This is a genomic window from Anaerostipes faecis (assembly GCF_910574135.1).
In the GTDB taxonomy this organism is placed as follows: domain Bacteria; phylum Bacillota; class Clostridia; order Lachnospirales; family Lachnospiraceae; genus Anaerostipes; species Anaerostipes hominis.
This window is the reverse complement of the sequence record NZ_CAJSYK010000008.1, coordinates 105,979-124,877: the sequence shown is the minus strand read 5'-3', so window position 1 is coordinate 124,877 and position 18,899 is coordinate 105,979. Positions and strand designations below refer to the sequence as shown.

Annotated in this window: 18 protein-coding genes and 1 other annotated feature; of the genes, 13 read left to right on the top strand and 5 right to left on the bottom strand. The window is 45.8% G+C overall.

Annotated features, from left to right (window positions below; all coding sequences use genetic code 11):
* Positions 1-157 precede the first annotated feature (157 nt).
* A complete protein-coding gene (locus QGT46_RS07595) occupies positions 158-715 on the bottom strand; it encodes a DUF4364 family protein (RefSeq protein ID WP_148459832.1) in 558 nt (185 codons plus the stop codon).
* 147 nt (positions 716-862) lie between these two features.
* Here QGT46_RS07595 and QGT46_RS07590 point away from each other — a divergent pair, with 147 nt between their 5' ends.
* The 6 genes from QGT46_RS07590 (at position 863) to spoVAE (ending at position 4,049) form a co-directional block, all read left to right on the top strand.
* Positions 863-1,039 (top strand): hypothetical protein, encoded by a 177-nt coding sequence (locus tag QGT46_RS07590; protein ID WP_287519494.1) that lies wholly within the window; start codon positions 863-865, stop codon positions 1,037-1,039.
* On the top strand, positions 996-1,619 hold the full coding sequence (locus QGT46_RS07585) for a stage V sporulation protein AA (protein WP_024728057.1): 624 nt from the start codon (positions 996-998) through the stop codon (positions 1,617-1,619). Before QGT46_RS07590 ends, QGT46_RS07585 begins: the two co-directional genes overlap by 44 nt.
* Entirely contained in the window at positions 1,606-2,016 is a 411-nt protein-coding gene (locus tag QGT46_RS07580; RefSeq protein WP_024728056.1) for a stage V sporulation protein AB, read from the top strand. The genes QGT46_RS07585 and QGT46_RS07580 overlap by 14 nt, the downstream gene beginning before the upstream one ends.
* A 198-nt stretch (positions 2,017-2,214) precedes the next feature.
* A complete protein-coding gene (spoVAC, locus tag QGT46_RS07575; RefSeq protein WP_024728055.1) occupies positions 2,215-2,676 on the top strand; it encodes a stage V sporulation protein AC in 462 nt (153 codons plus the stop codon).
* A complete protein-coding gene (gene spoVAD, locus QGT46_RS07570) occupies positions 2,676-3,692 on the top strand; it encodes a stage V sporulation protein AD (protein WP_024728054.1) in 1,017 nt (338 codons plus the stop codon). Before spoVAC ends, spoVAD begins: the two co-directional genes overlap by 1 nt.
* Positions 3,693-4,049: a stage V sporulation protein AE gene (spoVAE, locus tag QGT46_RS07565; RefSeq protein ID WP_024728053.1), complete on the top strand. Its 357-nt coding sequence runs from the start codon at positions 3,693-3,695 to the stop codon at positions 4,047-4,049.
* Between the two features lie 148 nt (positions 4,050-4,197).
* On the opposite strand, the gene QGT46_RS07560 is transcribed toward spoVAE, so the two are convergent.
* A complete protein-coding gene (locus tag QGT46_RS07560; protein ID WP_024728052.1) occupies positions 4,198-6,744 on the bottom strand; it encodes a transglycosylase domain-containing protein in 2,547 nt (848 codons plus the stop codon).
* A gap of 134 nt (positions 6,745-6,878) precedes the next feature.
* Here QGT46_RS07560 and QGT46_RS07555 point away from each other — a divergent pair, with 134 nt between their 5' ends.
* Positions 6,879-7,175, top strand: a complete 297-nt coding sequence (locus tag QGT46_RS07555; protein WP_024728051.1) for a DUF6514 family protein — start codon at positions 6,879-6,881, stop codon at positions 7,173-7,175.
* Complete coding sequence (locus QGT46_RS07550; RefSeq protein ID WP_024728050.1) at positions 7,159-7,800, top strand: YigZ family protein; 642 nt, start codon at positions 7,159-7,161, stop codon at positions 7,798-7,800. The genes QGT46_RS07555 and QGT46_RS07550 overlap by 17 nt, the downstream gene beginning before the upstream one ends.
* Positions 7,801-7,886: 86 nt before the next feature.
* Here the strand turns inward: QGT46_RS07550 and QGT46_RS07545 are convergent, their stop codons facing one another.
* Both QGT46_RS07545 and QGT46_RS07540 read right to left on the bottom strand, forming a co-directional pair.
* Positions 7,887-9,542 (bottom strand): 2-isopropylmalate synthase, encoded by a 1,656-nt coding sequence (locus tag QGT46_RS07545; RefSeq protein WP_024728049.1) that lies wholly within the window; start codon positions 9,540-9,542, stop codon positions 7,887-7,889.
* A 92-nt stretch (positions 9,543-9,634) separates the two neighbouring features.
* Positions 9,635-9,884: a binding site (T-box leader), on the bottom strand.
* A gap of 33 nt (positions 9,885-9,917) precedes the next feature.
* Positions 9,918-10,214, bottom strand: coding sequence for a helix-turn-helix domain-containing protein (locus tag QGT46_RS07540; RefSeq protein ID WP_024728048.1), 297 nt, complete (start codon positions 10,212-10,214; stop codon positions 9,918-9,920).
* Positions 10,215-10,396: 182 nt separating this feature from the next.
* Here QGT46_RS07540 and QGT46_RS07535 point away from each other — a divergent pair, with 182 nt between their 5' ends.
* From QGT46_RS07535 to QGT46_RS16940, 3 genes are all read left to right on the top strand, one after another.
* Positions 10,397-10,627, top strand: a complete 231-nt coding sequence (locus QGT46_RS07535) for a helix-turn-helix domain-containing protein (RefSeq protein WP_024728047.1) — start codon at positions 10,397-10,399, stop codon at positions 10,625-10,627.
* 50 nt (positions 10,628-10,677) lie between these two features.
* Positions 10,678-11,040, top strand: a complete 363-nt coding sequence (locus QGT46_RS07530) for a hypothetical protein (protein WP_024728046.1) — start codon at positions 10,678-10,680, stop codon at positions 11,038-11,040.
* A gap of 73 nt (positions 11,041-11,113) precedes the next feature.
* Positions 11,114-11,239: a hypothetical protein gene (locus tag QGT46_RS16940; protein WP_330606957.1), complete on the top strand. Its 126-nt coding sequence runs from the start codon at positions 11,114-11,116 to the stop codon at positions 11,237-11,239.
* 79 nt (positions 11,240-11,318) lie between these two features.
* On the opposite strand, the gene QGT46_RS07520 is transcribed toward QGT46_RS16940, so the two are convergent.
* Positions 11,319-11,750 (bottom strand): hypothetical protein, encoded by a 432-nt coding sequence (locus QGT46_RS07520; RefSeq protein WP_024728045.1) that lies wholly within the window; start codon positions 11,748-11,750, stop codon positions 11,319-11,321.
* Between the two features lie 149 nt (positions 11,751-11,899).
* Here QGT46_RS07520 and QGT46_RS07515 point away from each other — a divergent pair, with 149 nt between their 5' ends.
* Together QGT46_RS07515 and addA are read left to right on the top strand one after the other, a co-directional pair.
* The gene (locus tag QGT46_RS07515; RefSeq protein WP_148459834.1) at positions 11,900-15,253 is read left to right on the top strand and encodes a PD-(D/E)XK nuclease family protein; all 3,354 of its coding nucleotides are present in this window, start codon (positions 11,900-11,902) and stop codon (positions 15,251-15,253) included.
* Positions 15,240-18,800 carry a helicase-exonuclease AddAB subunit AddA gene (gene addA / locus QGT46_RS07510; RefSeq protein WP_148459835.1) on the top strand — a complete coding sequence of 1,187 codons (3,561 nt, stop codon included), beginning with the start codon at positions 15,240-15,242 and terminating at the stop codon, positions 18,798-18,800. The genes QGT46_RS07515 and addA overlap by 14 nt, the downstream gene beginning before the upstream one ends.
* Positions 18,801-18,899 lie beyond the last annotated feature (99 nt).

Here is an 18,899-nt window from a genome sequence, read left to right as displayed (position 1 = left end):
AATACTCAAAACATCAAGCTCACCTTCTGTTGATTGTTCTAAATTTAATATTCTCAAACCAATTCGTGTTAAATTTTCAAGGTACAAACAAAATCAGATATTTATTAATGTGTCTTTTGACACCCTAATCCTATGAAATAAAAAAGACCGGTTCTGTTTACGAATCGGTCTTCTTTTCTGCCTCACTGCTCTGGTCCTGAAAAAGCAGACGATTGATCAGATAAGCATAAATATCCGAGTGATTGGACTTCCAATGATCGCAGATATAGATGGCCTGTTCTCTGGATACTACGTTTAAGTTGACTTCCAGCAGCATGCTGTCTTTTTCTTTGATCCTGAGCCTTACGGTATATTCATCGCGTTTTGCAGGGAAATAGTCGGCTTCCAGATTGGTTTCCTCTCTCAGCTGGTATTCTTTGGTCGCCAAAAATGTGAGAATGTCATTCCGTATAGGCTCGGAGAGCTGGTATTCAAACATATCAATAGCTTCTTTACCCTCTTCTGTCAGAAAATAGTGGCTTGCATTTCTGACCAGTTCTGTCCGCAGCATGTCTTCGTCTTCCAGTTCGTGAAAAGCCTGCTGGAGTTTAAAATAGGTCGTATACCCTTTGTCCAGGATAAACTCCGAGATCTGTGAGTTGCTCAGCGGAAAATCCACTTTTTTTATTAAAAATAAAATCATCAATTTATATAAAGTCAGACCGTTTTCTTCCATACAATCCTTCCTTTCCTTATGAAACATGTGCTTCTTAAATGATACCATCTGGATACCTTTCCTGCAAGAACAGAATCCATGAATGAAATTGAAAAAAAGACAGATACTACAACTAATTTATCTCATAAAAATGAAGAGGTGATATTTATGAAGCAAAGAAAACAGTGGATGGTGATCGCATTGATCATTGTTCTTGCAGTCTTATCGGTGATTCTTTTCTGTGACACGAATCAGGAGCAGAGAAAAGACGGGACGTTAGTATTGGAAAGGATGGAACATCATGACCGTATATATCAAAGCGGAAGACAGTGTATGTATTCATAATCCGGATGTAAAGATAAAAGATGTAGCGTCGATTTACTGTACCGACAAAGATATGGAACAAAAAGTGAAGGAAGCAAAGCTTTTTCATTTTAAAAAGCGCGGAAACGAACGGGAGATTATTTCCATCTTAAAAGCAGTGGAAGTGATCAAAGAAATCGACAAAACTGCAGAAGTGGTCAATATGGGCCCGGAAGATTTTATCGTATATTTAAAAGAAGTGACAAAGGAAAAGAAATGGGCCCACTACTTAAAGATTGCAGGTGTATGCCTGGTCGCATTTTTCGGAGCCAGTTTCTCGATCATGAGCTATAACACGGATGTGGCTATTGACGATTTGTTTGCAACCGTATATCAGCTGGTCATGGGAACGCCGCCAAAAGGACCGACGATTCTTCATCTGGCCTATACAGCGGGACTTGCGATAGGAATCGTAATCTTCTTTAATCATGCGGGAAAAATCAAGCTTACCGATGATCCGACCCCATTTGAAGTCCAGATGAGACTTTACGAGCGGGATGTAAATGACACGCTGATGATCGACGCCGGACGGAAAAAGGAGGAGCAGGATGTTTCTTCGTAACTTACTCCTTGTGATATACGGCTTGTCCGCAGGAGCACTCATCGCGGGAAGCTTCCTGGCATTCTTAAGCATGATTGGAGTTGTGCCTAGACTCGCAGGCCTTTCCAAAACGATATCACATGCCATGTTGTATGAAACATGCATTACCCTGGGCGGAGTCCTGGGAACAGCAGTTTTTATCTACCGGTGGCACATACCGCTGGGATATCCGCTGCTGATCTTATTTGGACTGTTCGGAGGAATCTTCACTGGCTGCCTCATTGGAGCACTGGCCGAAATGCTCAAAAGCCTGCCGGTCTTCTCAAGAAGAATGAAACTGAGGGACGGAATACCATTCGTCATCTATTCCATAGCCCTGGGTAAAATAGCAGGCTGCTGGATGCAATTTTTGCGTTAGCAACGAGCCACAGAAAGTGCAGATAATAATATATTTAGATAAGAGAACAATCTCCATGCGAATACTGCCGGAATATAAATTTTAACCAGGGTTTTCTGCGGCGACTGCCGCAGAAACGGATGAGCAAAAAAGCTCATCCGTATAAACTTATTACTTGTGACATAAATACTTACACAAACGAAAGGAGCTTATTCTGTCATGCACAATGAACCGACAAAAGATCAATATAACGAATATGTAGAACAGGTAACGCCGGCAAGCAGCTGTCTTATGAACTGTGTCCGTGCATTTTTTGTGGGAGGAGCGATCTGTACGATCGGAGAAGGGATCAAACAGGCAGTGATGCACTGGCTGCATCTGGGAGAGAAAGATGCTCTCCTGGCTGTCACAGTAACCCTTGTACTTTTAAGCGTACTTCTCACAGGATTTAATCTGTATTCAAAGATCACAAAATTCGGAGGAGCGGGAGGACTGGTTCCGATCACTGGATTTGCAAATTCTGTAGCCTCTCCGGCTATCGAGTATCAAAAAGAGGGGCAGGTGTTCGGGATCGGAGTTAAAATCTTTACCATCGCCGGTCCGGTCATTCTGTACGGAATCTTATCCTCCTTTATTTTGGGAGTTATTTATATGATATTAGTCCGATTGGGGGTTATGTGATGAAAGTTATGAAGGGAAAGCAGAGTCTGGAATTCGAACATCCGCCTTATCTCAAAGGCTGGTCCTCCGTAGTTGGGGAAAAAGAAGGAGAAGGGCCTCTCGGACAGGCATTTGACCAGATCATCGACGATCCGCTGTTCGGCGAGGAGACATGGGAGCTGGCAGAAGGAAGATTCATGCGGCAGGCAGCCCTGCTTGCGATACAAAAAGCAGAGATCACAAAAAATCAGGTACGCTATGCATTTGCCGGAGATCTCTTGGAGCAGATCATGGCGACATCCTTCGGGATCAAGGACCTGGAGCTCCCTCTCTTTGGCCTGTACGGAGCATGTTCTACCGCAGGAGAATCCATATCTCTTGCGTCTATGACGGTGGCAGCGGGATATGCAGACTATGCATTGGCCCTTGCCTCCAGTCATATCGGAAGTGCGGAAAAGCAGTTCCGTTTCCCATTGGAATACGGGAGCCAGAGGCCTCTGTCCTCCACATGGACCGTGACCGGAGCCGGGGGATTCGTAATCTCCAAAGAAAAAAGTCCGATCAAAGTCCGGGGCATCACAACCGGTAAAATCGTAGATTACGGCGTGAAAGATTCGATGAACATGGGAGCCTGCATGGCGCCTGCGGCTGCAGAAGTCATTTATCAGCACTTTAATGATTTTGCCATGACACCGGATGACTACGATGCGATCTATACCGGCGATCTGGGAGAGGTGGGAAAAGAAATTCTCATTAAACTTCTGAAGGACAATGGTTATGATATTTCTAAAGTACACGGAGACTGCGGTATCGAAGTTTATCAGGATGAGACTCAGGATACCCACGCAGGGGGATCGGGATGTGCGTGCAGTGCCGTAGTCCTGTCCTCTATGATCACAAGAAAGATGATAAACGGCGGATGGAACAGAGTCTTGTTTGTACCTACTGGAGCTTTGCTTTCAAAGACGAGCTTCAATGAAGGTGAGACAGTGCCGGGTATTGCGCACGGAGTTTTGTTGGAAAGAGAGGAAGTATAGATGGAATATGTAAAAGCATTTATTGTCGGAGGCGTTATCTGTATTCTTGTACAAATTTTAATGGACAATACCAAGCTCCAGCCGGGAAGGATCATGGTTATACTGGTTATTTCAGGAGCAGTGCTCGGAGCACTTGGAATCTATGAAAAAATAGCTGATTTTGCTGGCTGCGGTGCAACGGTACCCCTCTCGGGATTTGGCTTTACTCTGTGGAAAGGAATGAAAGAAGCCATCGACCAGCACGGATTCCTCGGACTGTTTGAAGGCGGATTTACAGCTGCAGCCGTGGGAACATCCGCAGCTCTGATCTTCTCCTATCTGGCGTCCCTGATTTTCCAGCCAAAGATAAAAAAATAGCCGTATGGCAGGTAACTTGATACTAAGTGGTGCCGCCATTGCTGCGGGATTGCTTTTTATATATATAAAAGAGCGTTCCTGACTGCAGATTCTGCTGTCAGAAACGCTCTTATCTTTATTTGGATCAGGGATTAGTTCGGTAACTTAATTATTCCGGAGTATGCAGGCCGCACATATATTTTACATACAGGTCTGGGATCTGATATTGTGTATCGTCTGTGATTCCCTTGCTGCCCTTTGGCCTTGTGATATAGATTTTCCGCAGAAGCTGGCCTTCCGGACAGGCACTGTTGGCCGGATATCCGGATTTTTTGCATATTTCTATGGCCACATGGATGTCACAGGGTTTGGTGGGCTTGGTTCCCAGGGCAAAGTACTCTGTCTTTATCATACTGCCTCTGGGATCATGATCACATGTACCTTTGACAGCCAGTTTTCCTGACTTTGTGCATATCCGGGCTTTGACAATACTGTTTGGTTTTGAAAACTCTTTGATCGGTTCGTTTTTCTCTTTTACAATCTGGTCCATGACAAGTTTCCAAATTTTTTCGTGCTGGCTGCCAGAAGAAAATGATGTATTCCTGTCATATCCCATCCACACAGAGGCAGTGTGATATGGGGTATATCCGGAGAACCAGTAGTCGTAATCGCTGGTCGTAGTACCGGTCTTTCCTGCTGCAGGCATTCCTGAGGAAAGTGCGGCGGGTTTACCGGTTCCTTTCTTGATGACATCCTTCATGGCGTCGGTGAGAAGGAAAGCAGTCGATTCCTTCATAACGAGGGTGCCGGAAGAAGATGAGTTTAAGAGTACTTTTCCGGACTGATCCACAACTTTCGTGTATAAAGAAGGCCGGTGGTATGTGCCTCCGTTGGCCACGGCAGAAAAAGCACCGGTGAGCTCCAGGTTGGTCACTCCGTAAGTCAGGCCGCCCAGGGCCATGGACTGGTTGACATCGGAAAAGGTTTTGCCGTCTGCCGTAGTTTTATTATCAACTAAGGTGGTAAAGCCAAGCTTCTGTAAATACTCATAGGCGACTTCAGGTGTTACATCAGCCATGGTTTTGGCAGACACAATATTCATAGAATTGGTGACTGCTTCCCTTATTGTGGAAAAACCGCGGTAGCCTTTGTAATAATTGCGGACCGGGCGCCCCGTATCGAGATATTCATACGGCGCATCATCGTAAACAGTAGCTAATGTCATATTTTTCGTATCCAGCGCCGGAAGAAATGTGGAAAGTACTTTGAACGTCGATCCGGGCTGTCTTGTTGTACCGGTAGCGCGGTTTAAAGACAGGTTTTCGGATTTGACTCCGCGGCCGCCCACAAGGGCTTCCACCTGTCCGGTGCGCTGGTCTATGATGGTCATGGAAATCTGGGGCTGGATCACTGTGGAAACCTGCTCGTTGATCACGCTGACCCCGTTCTTTTTTAAGGATTTGGTGAATTTACGGGCCATATTCTCGGCAGATGATTTATCTGCGAATATGAGACTGGTGCCAAGCTTATGCTTTTTCATATAACTCAGCACATCGTTCTCCGAATAACTGACTTCCTTACCATTTTTGTCTGTGCCTGTCAGTGAATAAGACAGAGCCACTTTTGTACCCGCCGGATAATTATCCGGGTCATTGGTCACTTTATCTGCGATCCTCTGGATCTTGGAGTCCTGAGTAGAATATATTTTTAAACCTCCGCTGTAAATGGCATTGTAGGCTTTTGTCTCATCATATCCAAGTTTTTCTTTCAGATCACGGACCACCTGAAGGATCAGTGCATCATCGAAATAAGAGTTGGCAGTATAATTTTTCTGCTGCCTTGCATTGATCTTTTGGATTCTTTCATAAACATTATCATTCACCGCTTCCGAATATTCACTTTTTGTGATATAATGTTCTTCCAGCATGATTTTCAGAATCGTCATTCTCCGGGCAGCATTGCTGTTAGGGTGTGTGATCGGGTTCATCCTTGTTGGGTTCTTTGTGATGCCGGCCAGTACGGTGCACTCTGATAAAGTCAAATCTGATACATCTTTATTAAAATATTTTTGGGATGCAGTCTGCACTCCTAATGTGCCTTCCCCCAGATTGATCGCATTTAAATATTCTTCCAGGATCTTTTGTTTCGAAGTGATTTTTTCTAATTCCAGAGCCAGGGACTGTTCTTTGATCTTGCGCTCTATGCGTTCGATCGTAGTTTTTTCAGGCTGTATTCCGAGGATATTGTTTTTTACAAGCTGCTGAGTGATGGTACTCCCGCCCTGGTCCAGAGACTTTTCTTTGAGGCCCAGGAAGAAGGATCTGGCAATGCCCCGCATGTCGATACCGTTGTGATTATAAAACCGCACATCCTCTATGGAGATAAAAGCATTTTGAAGATTTGCCGGGATCTTGTCCAGTGATACATAGACACGGTTTGAATCACTGGTAGATAACTTTCTTGTCACATTGCCGTCTTTATCGTAAATCATCGTGATAAAACCTTTGGAGTGGATCGAGTCCAAAGAAACATTCGGGGTATTGTTTAAAATTCCGCGGATGAAACCTATGGACAGACCAGCGGCCGTGACGATCAGTGCGATGATGACAACCAGTGCATATTTATAGAAAAAAAGCGTAAGGTGTGAACTGCGCCGTAATTTCGGTGAAGAAAGGATATCCTTTTTTTGCTTTGTTTTTTGCTTGTTAAAGTTCATGTAAGCCCTCCTATGTTTAGCATTATAACAAATAAGAAATAACAAGTAAATAACACACCCGTATGAAGGGTATCTTATTGAAATCACGTTTAAGGAGAGTTATAGATTTTTTTACAAATGAGGAGGAACAAAAGATGAAGAAGGAGAAATTAGGAACGAATTATTTGAAAGATGGAAATGGGGGCGAATTTGTAGTATCCTATTATATGCTGAATGATTCTGCCAGAGGAAGCTACGGCGCTGCGCTGGAGAGAACGACCGGGGAGCCGGATGTGCTTGAGACAGAAGAGGTAAGAGAGGCCTTTTTGAACAGGCAGGAAGCAGAACATGTCATTCGGCTGCTGATCAAATATGAAGTGACACCGATTTCTTTTTTTGAGAGTTTGGATGCGGTGATGGAGTTGGAGGAGAAAATTGAAGGAATACTATGATACGATCCAGAAAACAGGACAGTCTTTGGTGATAGAAAAAAAGTCAAGGTTCATCGGGATCGCCGTGCCGGTTTCCTCGGAGGAAGAGGCTCTGGCAGTGATAGAGGATGAAAAGCGCAGATACAGGGACGCCAGGCATCACTGCAGTGCATTTTGTGCAGGCATTGAGAGACCTCTTGAGAGAGCCAATGACGACGGTGAGCCCAGCGGCACGGCGGGAAAACCGATTCTCGAAGTGATTACCGGCAATCAGCTTCTGAATATTGTCATCGTTGTAACCAGGTATTTTGGAGGTACACTGCTCGGAACCGGGGGACTCGTGAGGGCATATACGAAGGCTGCCCAGGAAGCCGTGGAGGACGCAGGGATCGTGACCATGGGTCTTGGGCGCAGGTTCAGGACCGGGTGTGATTATTCAGCTGCAGGAAAGATCCAGTATTTCCTTGAGACCGAAGACATTCCAATCATAAAAACGGATTACACAGAAAAAGTAACTTTGGAGTACTTGGTACCGGAAGCCAGATGCGGACAGATTGAGAAGAAGCTTAATGACCTGTCAGGCGGCATGGCAGAGACACAAGACACAGGCACCGAATATACGGTGACAGATAAAAAGAAACTTTAAAACAATGAATCATTGTGGCCAATGAAAAGAAGTGAAAAAGAGCCGCGGGTGTTTGCCCGCGGCTCAATATTTATTTTACAGACATCTTATTGTATTCTGTTTACAGCGCTGATCAATGCGAGAACAGAAGCCGTAATGATATCCTCATGGATTCCCGCACCCCATACCACAGTGCCGTTTGGCTGCTGAATGGCTACATAAGAGCAAGCCTTTGAATTAGAACCTACGTTTAGTGCGTGTTCCTGGTAGCTGACAATAGAGTAATCCAGATCACTGTGACGCTGAAGCGCGTTGCTCACTGCATCCAGACGTCCATTTCCCCTGCCGTGGTAAAGTTTATCCACACCGGATTTTTCAAGTGAGATTTCGGCCTCAATACCCCCGTCTTTCTGGATAAAGTGACATTCTTTTAAAGCGATAGGGGATGATATGTTTACATACACTGTCTTAAATACATCCAGAATATCTTTCGGAACCAGTTCCCTGTGCTGCTTGTCGGATACGTCTTTGACCGTATAGCCCACGTCCTCCCTCATCTTGCCCGGGATATGGAAACCAAAGTTTTCTTCCAGCACATAGCCGATACCGCCTTTTCCTGACTGGCTGTTGATGCGGATCACATCGCTTTCGTATTCCCTGCCGATATCTTTCGGGTCGATCGGAAGATAAGGAACAGACCAGTAATCCGGATGGTGGTCGTCGATCCAGTGCATTCCTTTGGCGATGGCGTCCTGATGAGAGCCTGAGAATGCTGCGAATACCAGTTTTCCGGAATAGGGCTGGCGCTCATAGACATTCATGCGGGTCAGGCACTCATAATTTTTTGTAAGCTCAGGAAGGTTGGAAAAGTCCAGGTTAGGGTCCACGCCGTGAGAGTACATATTGAGAGCGACGGTTACAATATCGACATTTCCAGTCCTCTCACCATTTCCAAACAGCGTTCCCTCCACCCGGTCCGCTCCTGCCAGGAGGGCAAGTTCCGTATCCGCCACACCGCATCCGCGGTCATTGTGAGGGTGAATGGACAGTACTACACTGTCACGGTATTTTATGTGTTTGCTCATATATTCAATCTGGCTGGCGTATACGTGCGGCATGGAAAGCTGAACGGTGACCGGAAGATTTATGATAACCTTCCAGTCCGGAGACGGCTTCCAGATATCCAGGACCGCATTGCACACTTCCAATGCATATTCTACTTCGGTTCCGGTGAAACTCTCCGGAGAGTATTCGAACTGGAAGTTCCCTTCTGTCTCGTCTGCCAGCTTTTTCAGGAGTTTGGCGCCGTCTGTGGCAATTTTTAAAATCTCTTCCTTGGATTTTTTGAAAACCTGTTCCCTCTGGGCAAGAGAAGTAGAATTATATACGTGAACGATCGCACGCTTCGCTCCTTTTAAAGCTTCAAAGGTGCGTTTGATAATATGTTCCCGGGCCTGTGTCAGCACCTGGATCGTGACGTCATCAGGGATCAGGTCCTGTTCGATCAGGGTGCGCAGGAAAGTATATTCTGTCTCGGATGCGGCGGGGAATCCTACCTCGATCTCTTTGAATCCGACCTTTACCAGGTATTTGAAAAACTCTACTTTTTCATCCAGGCTCATCGGGATGATCAGTGCCTGGTTTCCATCCCTAAGATCCACGCTGCACCAGTCCGGAGCTTTTGTTATGTACTCTTTTCTGGCCCAGTCAAGACACTCTTTTGGAGGCATAAAGTATTGGCGTTTATATTTTTCTGAATTCATAGATATTAAATCTCCTTTCATTATTGAGAATAAAAATAAGACTGCACTCGTGCGATACGGCGAAAAAAAACCTTCGTCTCCGTCCATTTCTGGATAGAGACGAAGGGTCATAGACACTCCGTGGTACCACTCTAATTCACGCCATAACCGCGTGCACTCACTACCGATACGAGTTGAAACAACTGATATCTTCCCAATATAACGGTTGGAACCGGCGATGCCTACTAGCTGTTCAGCATGCTGCTCAGAGGCGAGTTCACATATACCGGGCAGCCGCTTTTCACCAGCCAGCGGCTCTCTGAATGCCTTCTATATCCTACTATTCCTCATCAAAGCATTTGGATTATTAATAATGATAATCTACCACACTTCATTCTATGTGTCAATGGCAGAATTATTCATGTAGGTATCTATTTCGTCCTTCTTTTCCGGGGACAGGCAGCGGTAGTAGTGGAGCAGTTTTTCTTCTTTGGTAGAGATGTTGCCGACAAGGTAATCAATAGAAACGTTCAGATAATCACAGAGAATGACCAGATTCTCCAGAGTTGGCTGCTTTTGGCCTTTTCTCCAGTATCCGATCAGACTGTCAGACAGACCTGTGTCTTTATAAATACGATAGTTGGAAATATCATGGCTGTCCAGATATTCATTTAAATTTTCTGCAAACTTCATGTATTTTCCCTCTCTGGCGTGTAACAAATTTACTCGTCTATTGTAGCATAGATGAAATTTAGTGTAAACGAAGTTGTAACGAAAATACTGTGGAAAATTGTACCGTTTTCTTGACTATCTCTACGTATAGAGATATAATTTATGTAAGTTTCTTACAGTCGGATGAGGGAAAGGAGAGGCTAATGATAAAGTCGTATAAGGAATTTGAAAAATGGGTAAAGATTGAGATGATCCGTCAGGAATTGACACAGAGGAAGCTTGCGGAGAAAATGGGGATCGCCTATCCGAGGATCTCAGAAGCTCTGCATGGAAGAAAGACGGGGCTTGCATTTATAATCCCGCTGATTCAGGAGTTGGGAGGCAATATGGAAGAGTTTGAAGAATTTCTTGAAATAAATCAAATCGGACGTTGAGTTTTTTCCTGGTTGTATTATAATCAACTTAAAAAAGACAGGGGACTGAGATGGGATTTTTAGACAGATTCAAAGTTCATACAACCAGAGAATACGAAGAAGGGAAAGTGAGAGTCTTCCGGCTTCACGAAGAGGCAGAAAGCCTGTCCTATGTGGAGGGAATCTATAAAGAAAACGGCCGGTTTCTGATGTCTGTATCCTTCGTAAAAGGACAGCATGAGACAGGAAAAGAGGCTCAGCTGCTTGACTGCAACGGTCTTTTTGCGGCAGCTGTCCAGATCGAAGAGATCCGCCTGGGTTCCGGGGAGGACCCTAATGAGGCATCAGAAGCGGGGGAAGAGGGTATCATTGTATTTGACCTTGTCGAGGGAACACAGCAATGGCAGGAAAAGGGCCGGTATTTAAAGGGCTGACAAATAGAGTTGTTTCTTTTTGATGAAGTGCTATAATTAAGTAGCTGAAGTCATTAACTTTTGGAGGTGCAGTATGGCACTTGAAAATAAATCAGGAATTGATAATTCTGCTGATCTTGCCCGTGAAGTCTATATGAAAGGCATTGATTACAGCTACTGCTATGAAGGATATACAACTTTTAAAGCCGAAGAACTGTAGATGATAAAGTTCCGGCACTGAAAAACACAGCCAAAAGAGTTTTTAAGGTTCCGATGGCTGTGCTTTTTTATACAAAATTTTATTTCTGTGCCTGTTTCAGGGCATTTTTGATGGACTGTTTCAAGATGGTGTTGGTATACTGGCTTTCATCATTAAACTGGATGTCGTCTACAGATTTTACTTTTGGAAGCTGTTTGTTGATCTCACCCAAAGCCGGTTCGATCAGAGGGTACATGGTTTTTACACTTTTATCTAAATGCTTTAAAGCAACATGATTGACTTTGTTGTCCTTAACAGTGACTTCCACTTCCAGCTCATTTTCTCCCAGTGTGAGAGGAGAGGAATATACCCCTTCTATGTACTCCATAGTCTCCGTGCTTTTCTTATGTTCCTTGGATGGAGCAAACATAAAAATCAAAAGCAGGATAAGCAAGATTCCAAGCAAGACAAAGATGCCGGTGTAGATTAGTTCTTTCGCCTTAAATACGACGATTTTCGTTTTTGCTGACATAGGGTCCTCCTAAAAAGATTCTATTATAGTATATGGCCCGGACAGGCAGAATAGAACTGTACGGAAAAAATTTTTTCCATGTAGAGCGGCCGGTGGTTTTCATGTATAATAGAAGCCGAAAAAGAAAATGACATGACAGGAGGAAGCCGATGGCATTACAGTGTGTCCTGGGCGCAGGCCGCACAGGAAAAACGGATTATATATATGAACAGATGATAAAAGAGTCTATGGAGAACCGGGATGAAAATTTCTTTTTTCTCGTCCCGGACCAGTCGACGCTGAATGCCCAGCGGGAGCTGATCACCAGGCATCCGAACCACGGGACTATGAACATCGACGTGGTTGGATTCTACCGTCTCTCTTACAGAGTGTTTGAGGAGCTTTCCTATATTCCCAAAGAACTGCTCAATGACGAGGGAAAATCCATGGTCATAAGAAAGGTCATGGGGGAGTGCCGAAAGGATCTTCTCGTGTTCGGCTCCGGTATGGAAAAGCAGGGCTTTATCGATGAGATGAAGTCTTTCTTTGCGGAAACCTATCAATATGATGTATCCCTGGAAAAGCTTAAGGAGGCTGTGGAGTCTTTTGAGAACAGGGACAGCCTGACATTGAAGATGAAAGATATCGTCCTGGTCCTGGAAAAGTTTGAAGAGTACATGAAGGACCGTTATCTGGTATCGGAACAGCTGTTGGACGTACTGGCTCAAAAGATCACGGAATCCGAAAAGCTAAAAGGTGCCACGATCTATATTGACGGGTTTACCGGATTTACACCCATACAAAATAAGGTACTCAAGAAACTGCTGCCGTATGCCAAAAAAATCGTGGCGGCGTTTACCATTGACGAGAAACGTGCCGGAGGGCCATACAGGGATTATGAGCTGTTTGCCATGCCCAAAAAAGAAATTTCCCAATTAAAAGAGATGGCGGTAAGGCAGGGAGTCCCTATACTGCCGGATGTGATCCTGCACCCGAATACTGCGGGATCGGAGGAACTGCGCCATCTGGAGCAGAACCTGTTTCGGTATCCTTTTCATGTGTACAGGGGTGAGACAAAGGACATCAAAGTCTGCTGTCTTAAGAATCCAAAGGAGGAGAGCCGGTACATACTGGGCCGTATCGAACATCTGGTCAGGAAGGAAGGATACCGGTACAAAGATCTGGTCGTGCTGACCGGAGACATAGAGACTTATCAGCCGGAACTTGAAAAATGCTTTGAGGATTCCGGCATCCCCTATTTTATTGACGGGAACAGAGCGCTCAGGAATAATCCATGCGTGGAGACCATTCTTTCTGCGCTGAAAATGATCCAGATGGATTTTTCTTATGATATGGTATTCCGGTATTTAAAATCAGGGTTTTCTGCCCTTGAGCCGGAGGAGACTGATCTCCTTGAGAATTTTGTGATCGCTTCCGGCATCCGGGGATATGCCCGGTGGAACAGGCCTTTTAAAAGCCGGGCGTTTACGAAGGAAGAGATGAAACAGATCAACCAATCTAGAGAAACATTTATGAGAGAGACCGGTCCGTTCAAGGAAGGGATCAAGAAGCGCGGAATCACTGTTTTGGAGAGACTTACGCACCTTCACGGGTTCTTTCTCACTCTGGATATCCAGGGACAGATGGAGAGAAAAAAAGAGGAATTTGAAGCGGCCGGAGCCCTGGCTATGGCCAAAACCTACGATCAGATCTACGGAGAAGTTTTAAACATCATGGACCAGATGGCGGAGATTCTCGGAGAGGAAGCGCTTTCTTTTGATGAATTTTGTGCGGTCTTGGAGACCGGGCTCTCAGAGATGACGGTGGGTGTGATTCCGCCGGGACTGGATCAGGTGATCGTCGGAGATATCGAGCGGACGAGGGTGGAAGGCGTTAAAGTCCTGTTCTTTGCCGGCATCAATGAGGGAGTAGTGCCGAAACCGTCGAAGGGCGGAGGCCTCGTGACGGATTCTCAGAGAGAAGAACTTTTAAAAGCCGGGATTTCCCTTGCCCCCGGGGCGGCAAACCAGGCATATATGGAGCAGTACTATTTGTATCTGGCCATGGCAAAGCCGAATGAAAAGCTGTATCTGACTTATGCTTCTATGAATTCCTCCGGGGAGAGCAAAGCCCCTTCTTATCTGATCGGAAGGATCGAAAAGCTGTTTCCAGGGCTGAAAAGAGACCGCGATTTGGAAGAGACAGCCGTTTATTCGGTCAGCGAGGCAAAAGAATGGTTTGTTGAAAAACTTCAGGAACTCGGTGAGGAAAAGCCGGATCAGGAGATGGCCGCATTATATGAAGTCTTAAATGAACTGAAGCTGGCTTCCTTGTATCTGGATGCATATTTCTACAACAATGAGGAAAAGAACCTGGACAGACATCTGACAACGCTTCTCTACGGTAAGGAACTGGAAAACAGCGTGACCCGTGTAGAAAAGTTTTCAGGCTGTGCCTTTGCCCATTTTCTTCAGTACGGACTGCGGCTTCGGGAACGGCTGGTACATGAGATCCTGCCTATGGATATGGGACAGGTATTTCACCGGACCCTGCAGTTTGTCGGGCAGGAAGGAAGCTGGGACTGGGAAGATGACCGGGAACGGGACCAATTTGTGGATTCCATGGTAGAGCGTGCTTTGGATGAAGATCCGGATAAGAAGGAGATTTTTGAGAGCAGCAGCCGGAATCAATATACAAAGGAGCGGATCAAGAGGATGGCAAAACGGGCTGTCTGGGCCGTGGAACAGCAGATAAAAAGGGGAGAATTCACCCCGTATGAATATGAACTGGGATTTTCCGCGGAAGACGGCCTCTCCTGTGCAAATCTTTCCCTGAAGGATGGGACGAAGATGAAGTTTACCGGGGTGATCGACCGGGTGGACTGCTATGAGGATGAGGAAAATCTTTATTTAAAGATCATTGATTATAAATCCGGCAATATGCAGTTTGATTTTACTAAAATCTTAAATGGTCTGCAGGTACAGCTGGTCGTTTATATGAATGCCATTTTAGAACTGGAAGGGAAAAAGCATCCGGAAAAGCGGATGATCCCGGCAGGCATGTTTTATTTTCACGTGGACGATCCGGTCATAGCACCGAAAACAGACGGGGAGCCTGAGATGGAAGTTCTCAAAAATCTTCAGCTCAGGGGAGTTGTCAATGAAGACTTCGGACTTGTGGAGCATCTGGAGCAGGAGGATGAGTACGGGATTGTAACCCTTCCGGTCACAAGGACGAAAACAGGGTACAAAAAAGGGTCCGCTCTGCTCTCTACAAATGAATTTAAAAATCTGGGCCAGAAGGTGGAAGAAAAAATGAAGCAGCTCGGAGAGGCTATGATGGACGGGGACATTTCCATCCGTCCGTATGAATATCAGTCAATGCCGTGCGATTACTGTGCATTCAAAAGTATATGTGCGTATGAGCCAAAGCTGACGAAATTCAGGAAACTTGAGAAGATCGGCCTTACTGAGGCAAAGCAGCTATTAGCAGAGGGAAAGGGGGCAGACGATGCCTTGGACTGAAGAACAGCAGCAGGTCATAGCGGAGAGAGACTGCAGCCTTTTGGTGTCTGCCGCGGCAGGCTCCGGAAAGACGGCTGTGCTTGTGGAACGGATCATCGAAAAGATATCGTCAAAAGAGGAACCGGTGGATGTGGACCGGCTGTTGGTGGTGACCTACACTCACGCGGCGGCCAATGAAATGAAGGAGAGGATCCGCAGAGCCATAGAAAAGAAAGTGGAGGAGGACCCGGCAAATGAACATCTCATCCGGCAGCTCTCCCTGATCCACAAGGCACAGATCACGACGATCCACAGCTTTTGTCTCAATCTTATCAGAGATTACTACTACAAACTCGATCTGGATCCGAATTTTGCAATCGGAGACCAGGGGCAGATGGACCTTATGAAGCTGGAAGTGCTGGACGATGTTCTGGAGGAGGCATACACCGAACAGAGTGATGCTTTCGTGGAATTCATTGAAAGCTACATCCCGGGAAAAAACGATGAGCGCATCAGAGACTACGTCCTCGGGCTCTATGAGAGTTCCAGGAGTCATATTGATCCTCTGGGCTGGCTTTCACATGCAAGACAGGGATTTCAGATTCGCACGAAGAAAGAACTTCACCGGGCAGTCTGGATGAAGGAGATCCTGAAAGATGCGAAGGCGGTGGCGGAATCCGCCTGTTCTATGATGAGGAAGGCAAAAGAGGCGGCGTCTGAGACGCGGGGACCGTATTTTTACCTGCCGACCCTCAAGGCAGATCTGGAAGCCATGGAAAAGATCCGCAGCGCAGAGACATATAAGGACTTCGGAGAACTGTTTTTGACCTTCACAAAGCCGCGTCTAAACGGAAGAAAGAAAAAGGACGATATCATTGACAAAGACCTTCAGGAGTACTGCAAGGATTTGAGAAAAAAGGCATATGACCTGATCGACTCCATCAGAAGCAGCTATTTTTACAAGCCGGAAAGCGAGATCCTCCGGCAGATCCGCAGAGTGCGGCAGCCTATGGAAGGATTCATCGGCCTGACAGAGAAGTTTTATCACCACTTCATGGAGCGCAAAAAGCTGGACAACCTTTTAGATTTCAGCGATCTGGAACATCTGGCGCTGGAACTTTTAACCGAGGGCTTTTCGGAGGACGGGACTCCAATCGTCAGCGAGATCGCCAAAGAAAAGGCAGAATATTTCCATGAGATCTATATCGATGAGTATCAGGACAGCAACTTTCTCCAGGATGCGATTTTAAGGAGTGTGTCCGGACAGAGCCTGGGAGAACACAATATTTTTATGGTGGGGGATGTCAAACAGAGCATTTACAGTTTTCGTCTTGCGAGGCCGGAGCTGTTCATAGAGAAATATCACGGATTTAAAAAGGACGGGAAAAATTCAAAGCTCATCGAACTGAGAAATAATTTCCGCAGCCGCAGGGAAGTGCTTTTTACAGTCAACGATATTTTTTATCAGATCATGCACGCATCCCTTGGGAATATCGAATATACAAAGGATGTGGCTCTGGTACCAAGTTTCCCCTATAAGGAGACAAACGGTGCAGGCGGAAATGCGGAACTTCTGTTAGTCAGCAGAGATTGGAACGATGCCTCTGAGGAGGACAAAGACGTGCTGGAGGCCAGAATGATCGCAGACCGGATACGAAAGATGGTGGACGGGCCTGAACCTCAGATGGTGCTGGATTATGATGAGGAAGGCAATGAAGTTTACCGGAAGGCAGAATACAGAGATATTGTCATTCTCCTGAGGTCTGTGAAAGGAAATGCCGAGAAGATCCAGGAGGTGTTAATGGATGCCGGCATCCCGGCCATATCAAGCAGCCAGAGCGGATATTTTGACACGGTGGAAGTTCGCACTGTCCTAAGCCTTCTGACTGTGGTGGATAATCTGTATGCAGACATCGAGATGGCTGCTTTTCTCCGGTCTCCCATGATCGGCATGACGGGGGAGGACTTGGCGAAACTGAAACTTGGCGGAAAGAAAAAGTATATGTATGACTGCCTTAGTGAGACAGAAGGAAAAGATGAGAAAGTGGACACTGCACTGTCGGTGCTAAAAAGGCTCAGGGAAGCGAAAACCTTTCTGTCCCTTCACGAACTGCTCTGGCTGGCATTTGACCTTACGGGATATTATCATTATGTCGGGGCTATGCCTCAGGGTGCGAAACGCCAGGGAAATCTTCTGATGCTGGCAGAGCAGGCGAAAACCTATGAGGCCAGCCGCTATAAAGGGGTATTCCATTTTATCCGGTATATGGAACAGTGCAGAGAATATCAAATGGATTTCGGTGAGGCAAATACACTGGGCGGAAATGAAAATCTGGTTACGATTACAAGTATCCATAAGAGCAAGGGACTGGAATATCCGATCGTTTTTCTTGCCAAAACACATAAAAAATTTAATTTAAGAGATACGAGCGGGAGCCTTTTGTTTCATCCGGATTATTTTATAGGACCGGACCTTGTGAATATCAGGCAGAGAACAAAGGAGCGGACTATCATGAAGGGGATGGTCTCAAGACAGCTGGTGAAGGATTCGCTTGGGGAAGAACTGCGCGTTTTATATGTGGCACTCACAAGGGCGAAAGAAAAACTTATCATGACGGGAGTACAGGGAAACCGCCATCAGCCTGGCAGCAAAGGGACGGTCTCCTATGTGGATCTGCTGAGCGCCAGGTCTTATCTGGAGTGGCTTCTCATGGCTGCCGGAAATATGGAGGAAAGTCCGTTTGAGATCCGTTTTCTCTCGGAGGAGGATGTAGCGCTCTCAAGCGCAGAGGAAGTTTTTACATCTTACAGAGACAGGGGGTTATTAACGGATGAGCTGGAATCCATGGCAGGGTCAAAAGAGGCACAGGACATGAGAGAGGCCTTTGCATACCGGTATCCGTATGACAAAGAAAGGGACGGCAGGCTTAAATATTCTGTCTCAGAGATCAAAAGAATGTCTCAGGCGGCAGAACCTGAGGAGTCATACAAGCCGGAACCGCAAAAAGAGCCGCTGTATCCAAAGTTTTTGGGGGAGAAGAAAGAAGCTTCTCCGGCCTCCAGAGGCACCGCAGTCCACAAAGTACTGGAACTTATGGATTTTTCTTTGGACTATACACCGAAGCTTTTGGAAGAACAAATCAGTCGGTGGAGCAGTCAAGGAAAGATTGAGAAAGGGATGGAAAAGCTGATTCCGCGGGAAGATATCCTGGCTTTTCTTAACTCAGATCTGGGACTGCGGATCAAGAAAGCTGCAGGACGAAAAGAACAGTACAAGGAAGCTCAGTTTGTCATGGGAATAAAGTTCAGTGAGATGGAACCGGAAGCTAAAAGCCGGGATTATGTGGTCGTCCAGGGGATCATCGACCTGTATTTTGAAGAAGAAGGGGAACTTGTCCTGGTGGATTATAAGACAGACCGCATAAGTCCCGGGGAAGAGGAGGTCCTTGTCTCAAGGTACAGGCCGCAGCTTCAGTACTACAAAAAAGCGCTGGAACAGATGGAGAAAAAAAAGGTAAAAGAATGTTACATTTACTCGGTTCCTCTTAGGAAAGCCATCAGTTTATAATTATTTAACATCCTATCAGATAAATTTAAGAAACTGGGCATAGGGAAATCACAATTCTCTGCTATCATAAAACATGGAAAGCAAAGAACGAATCAGACA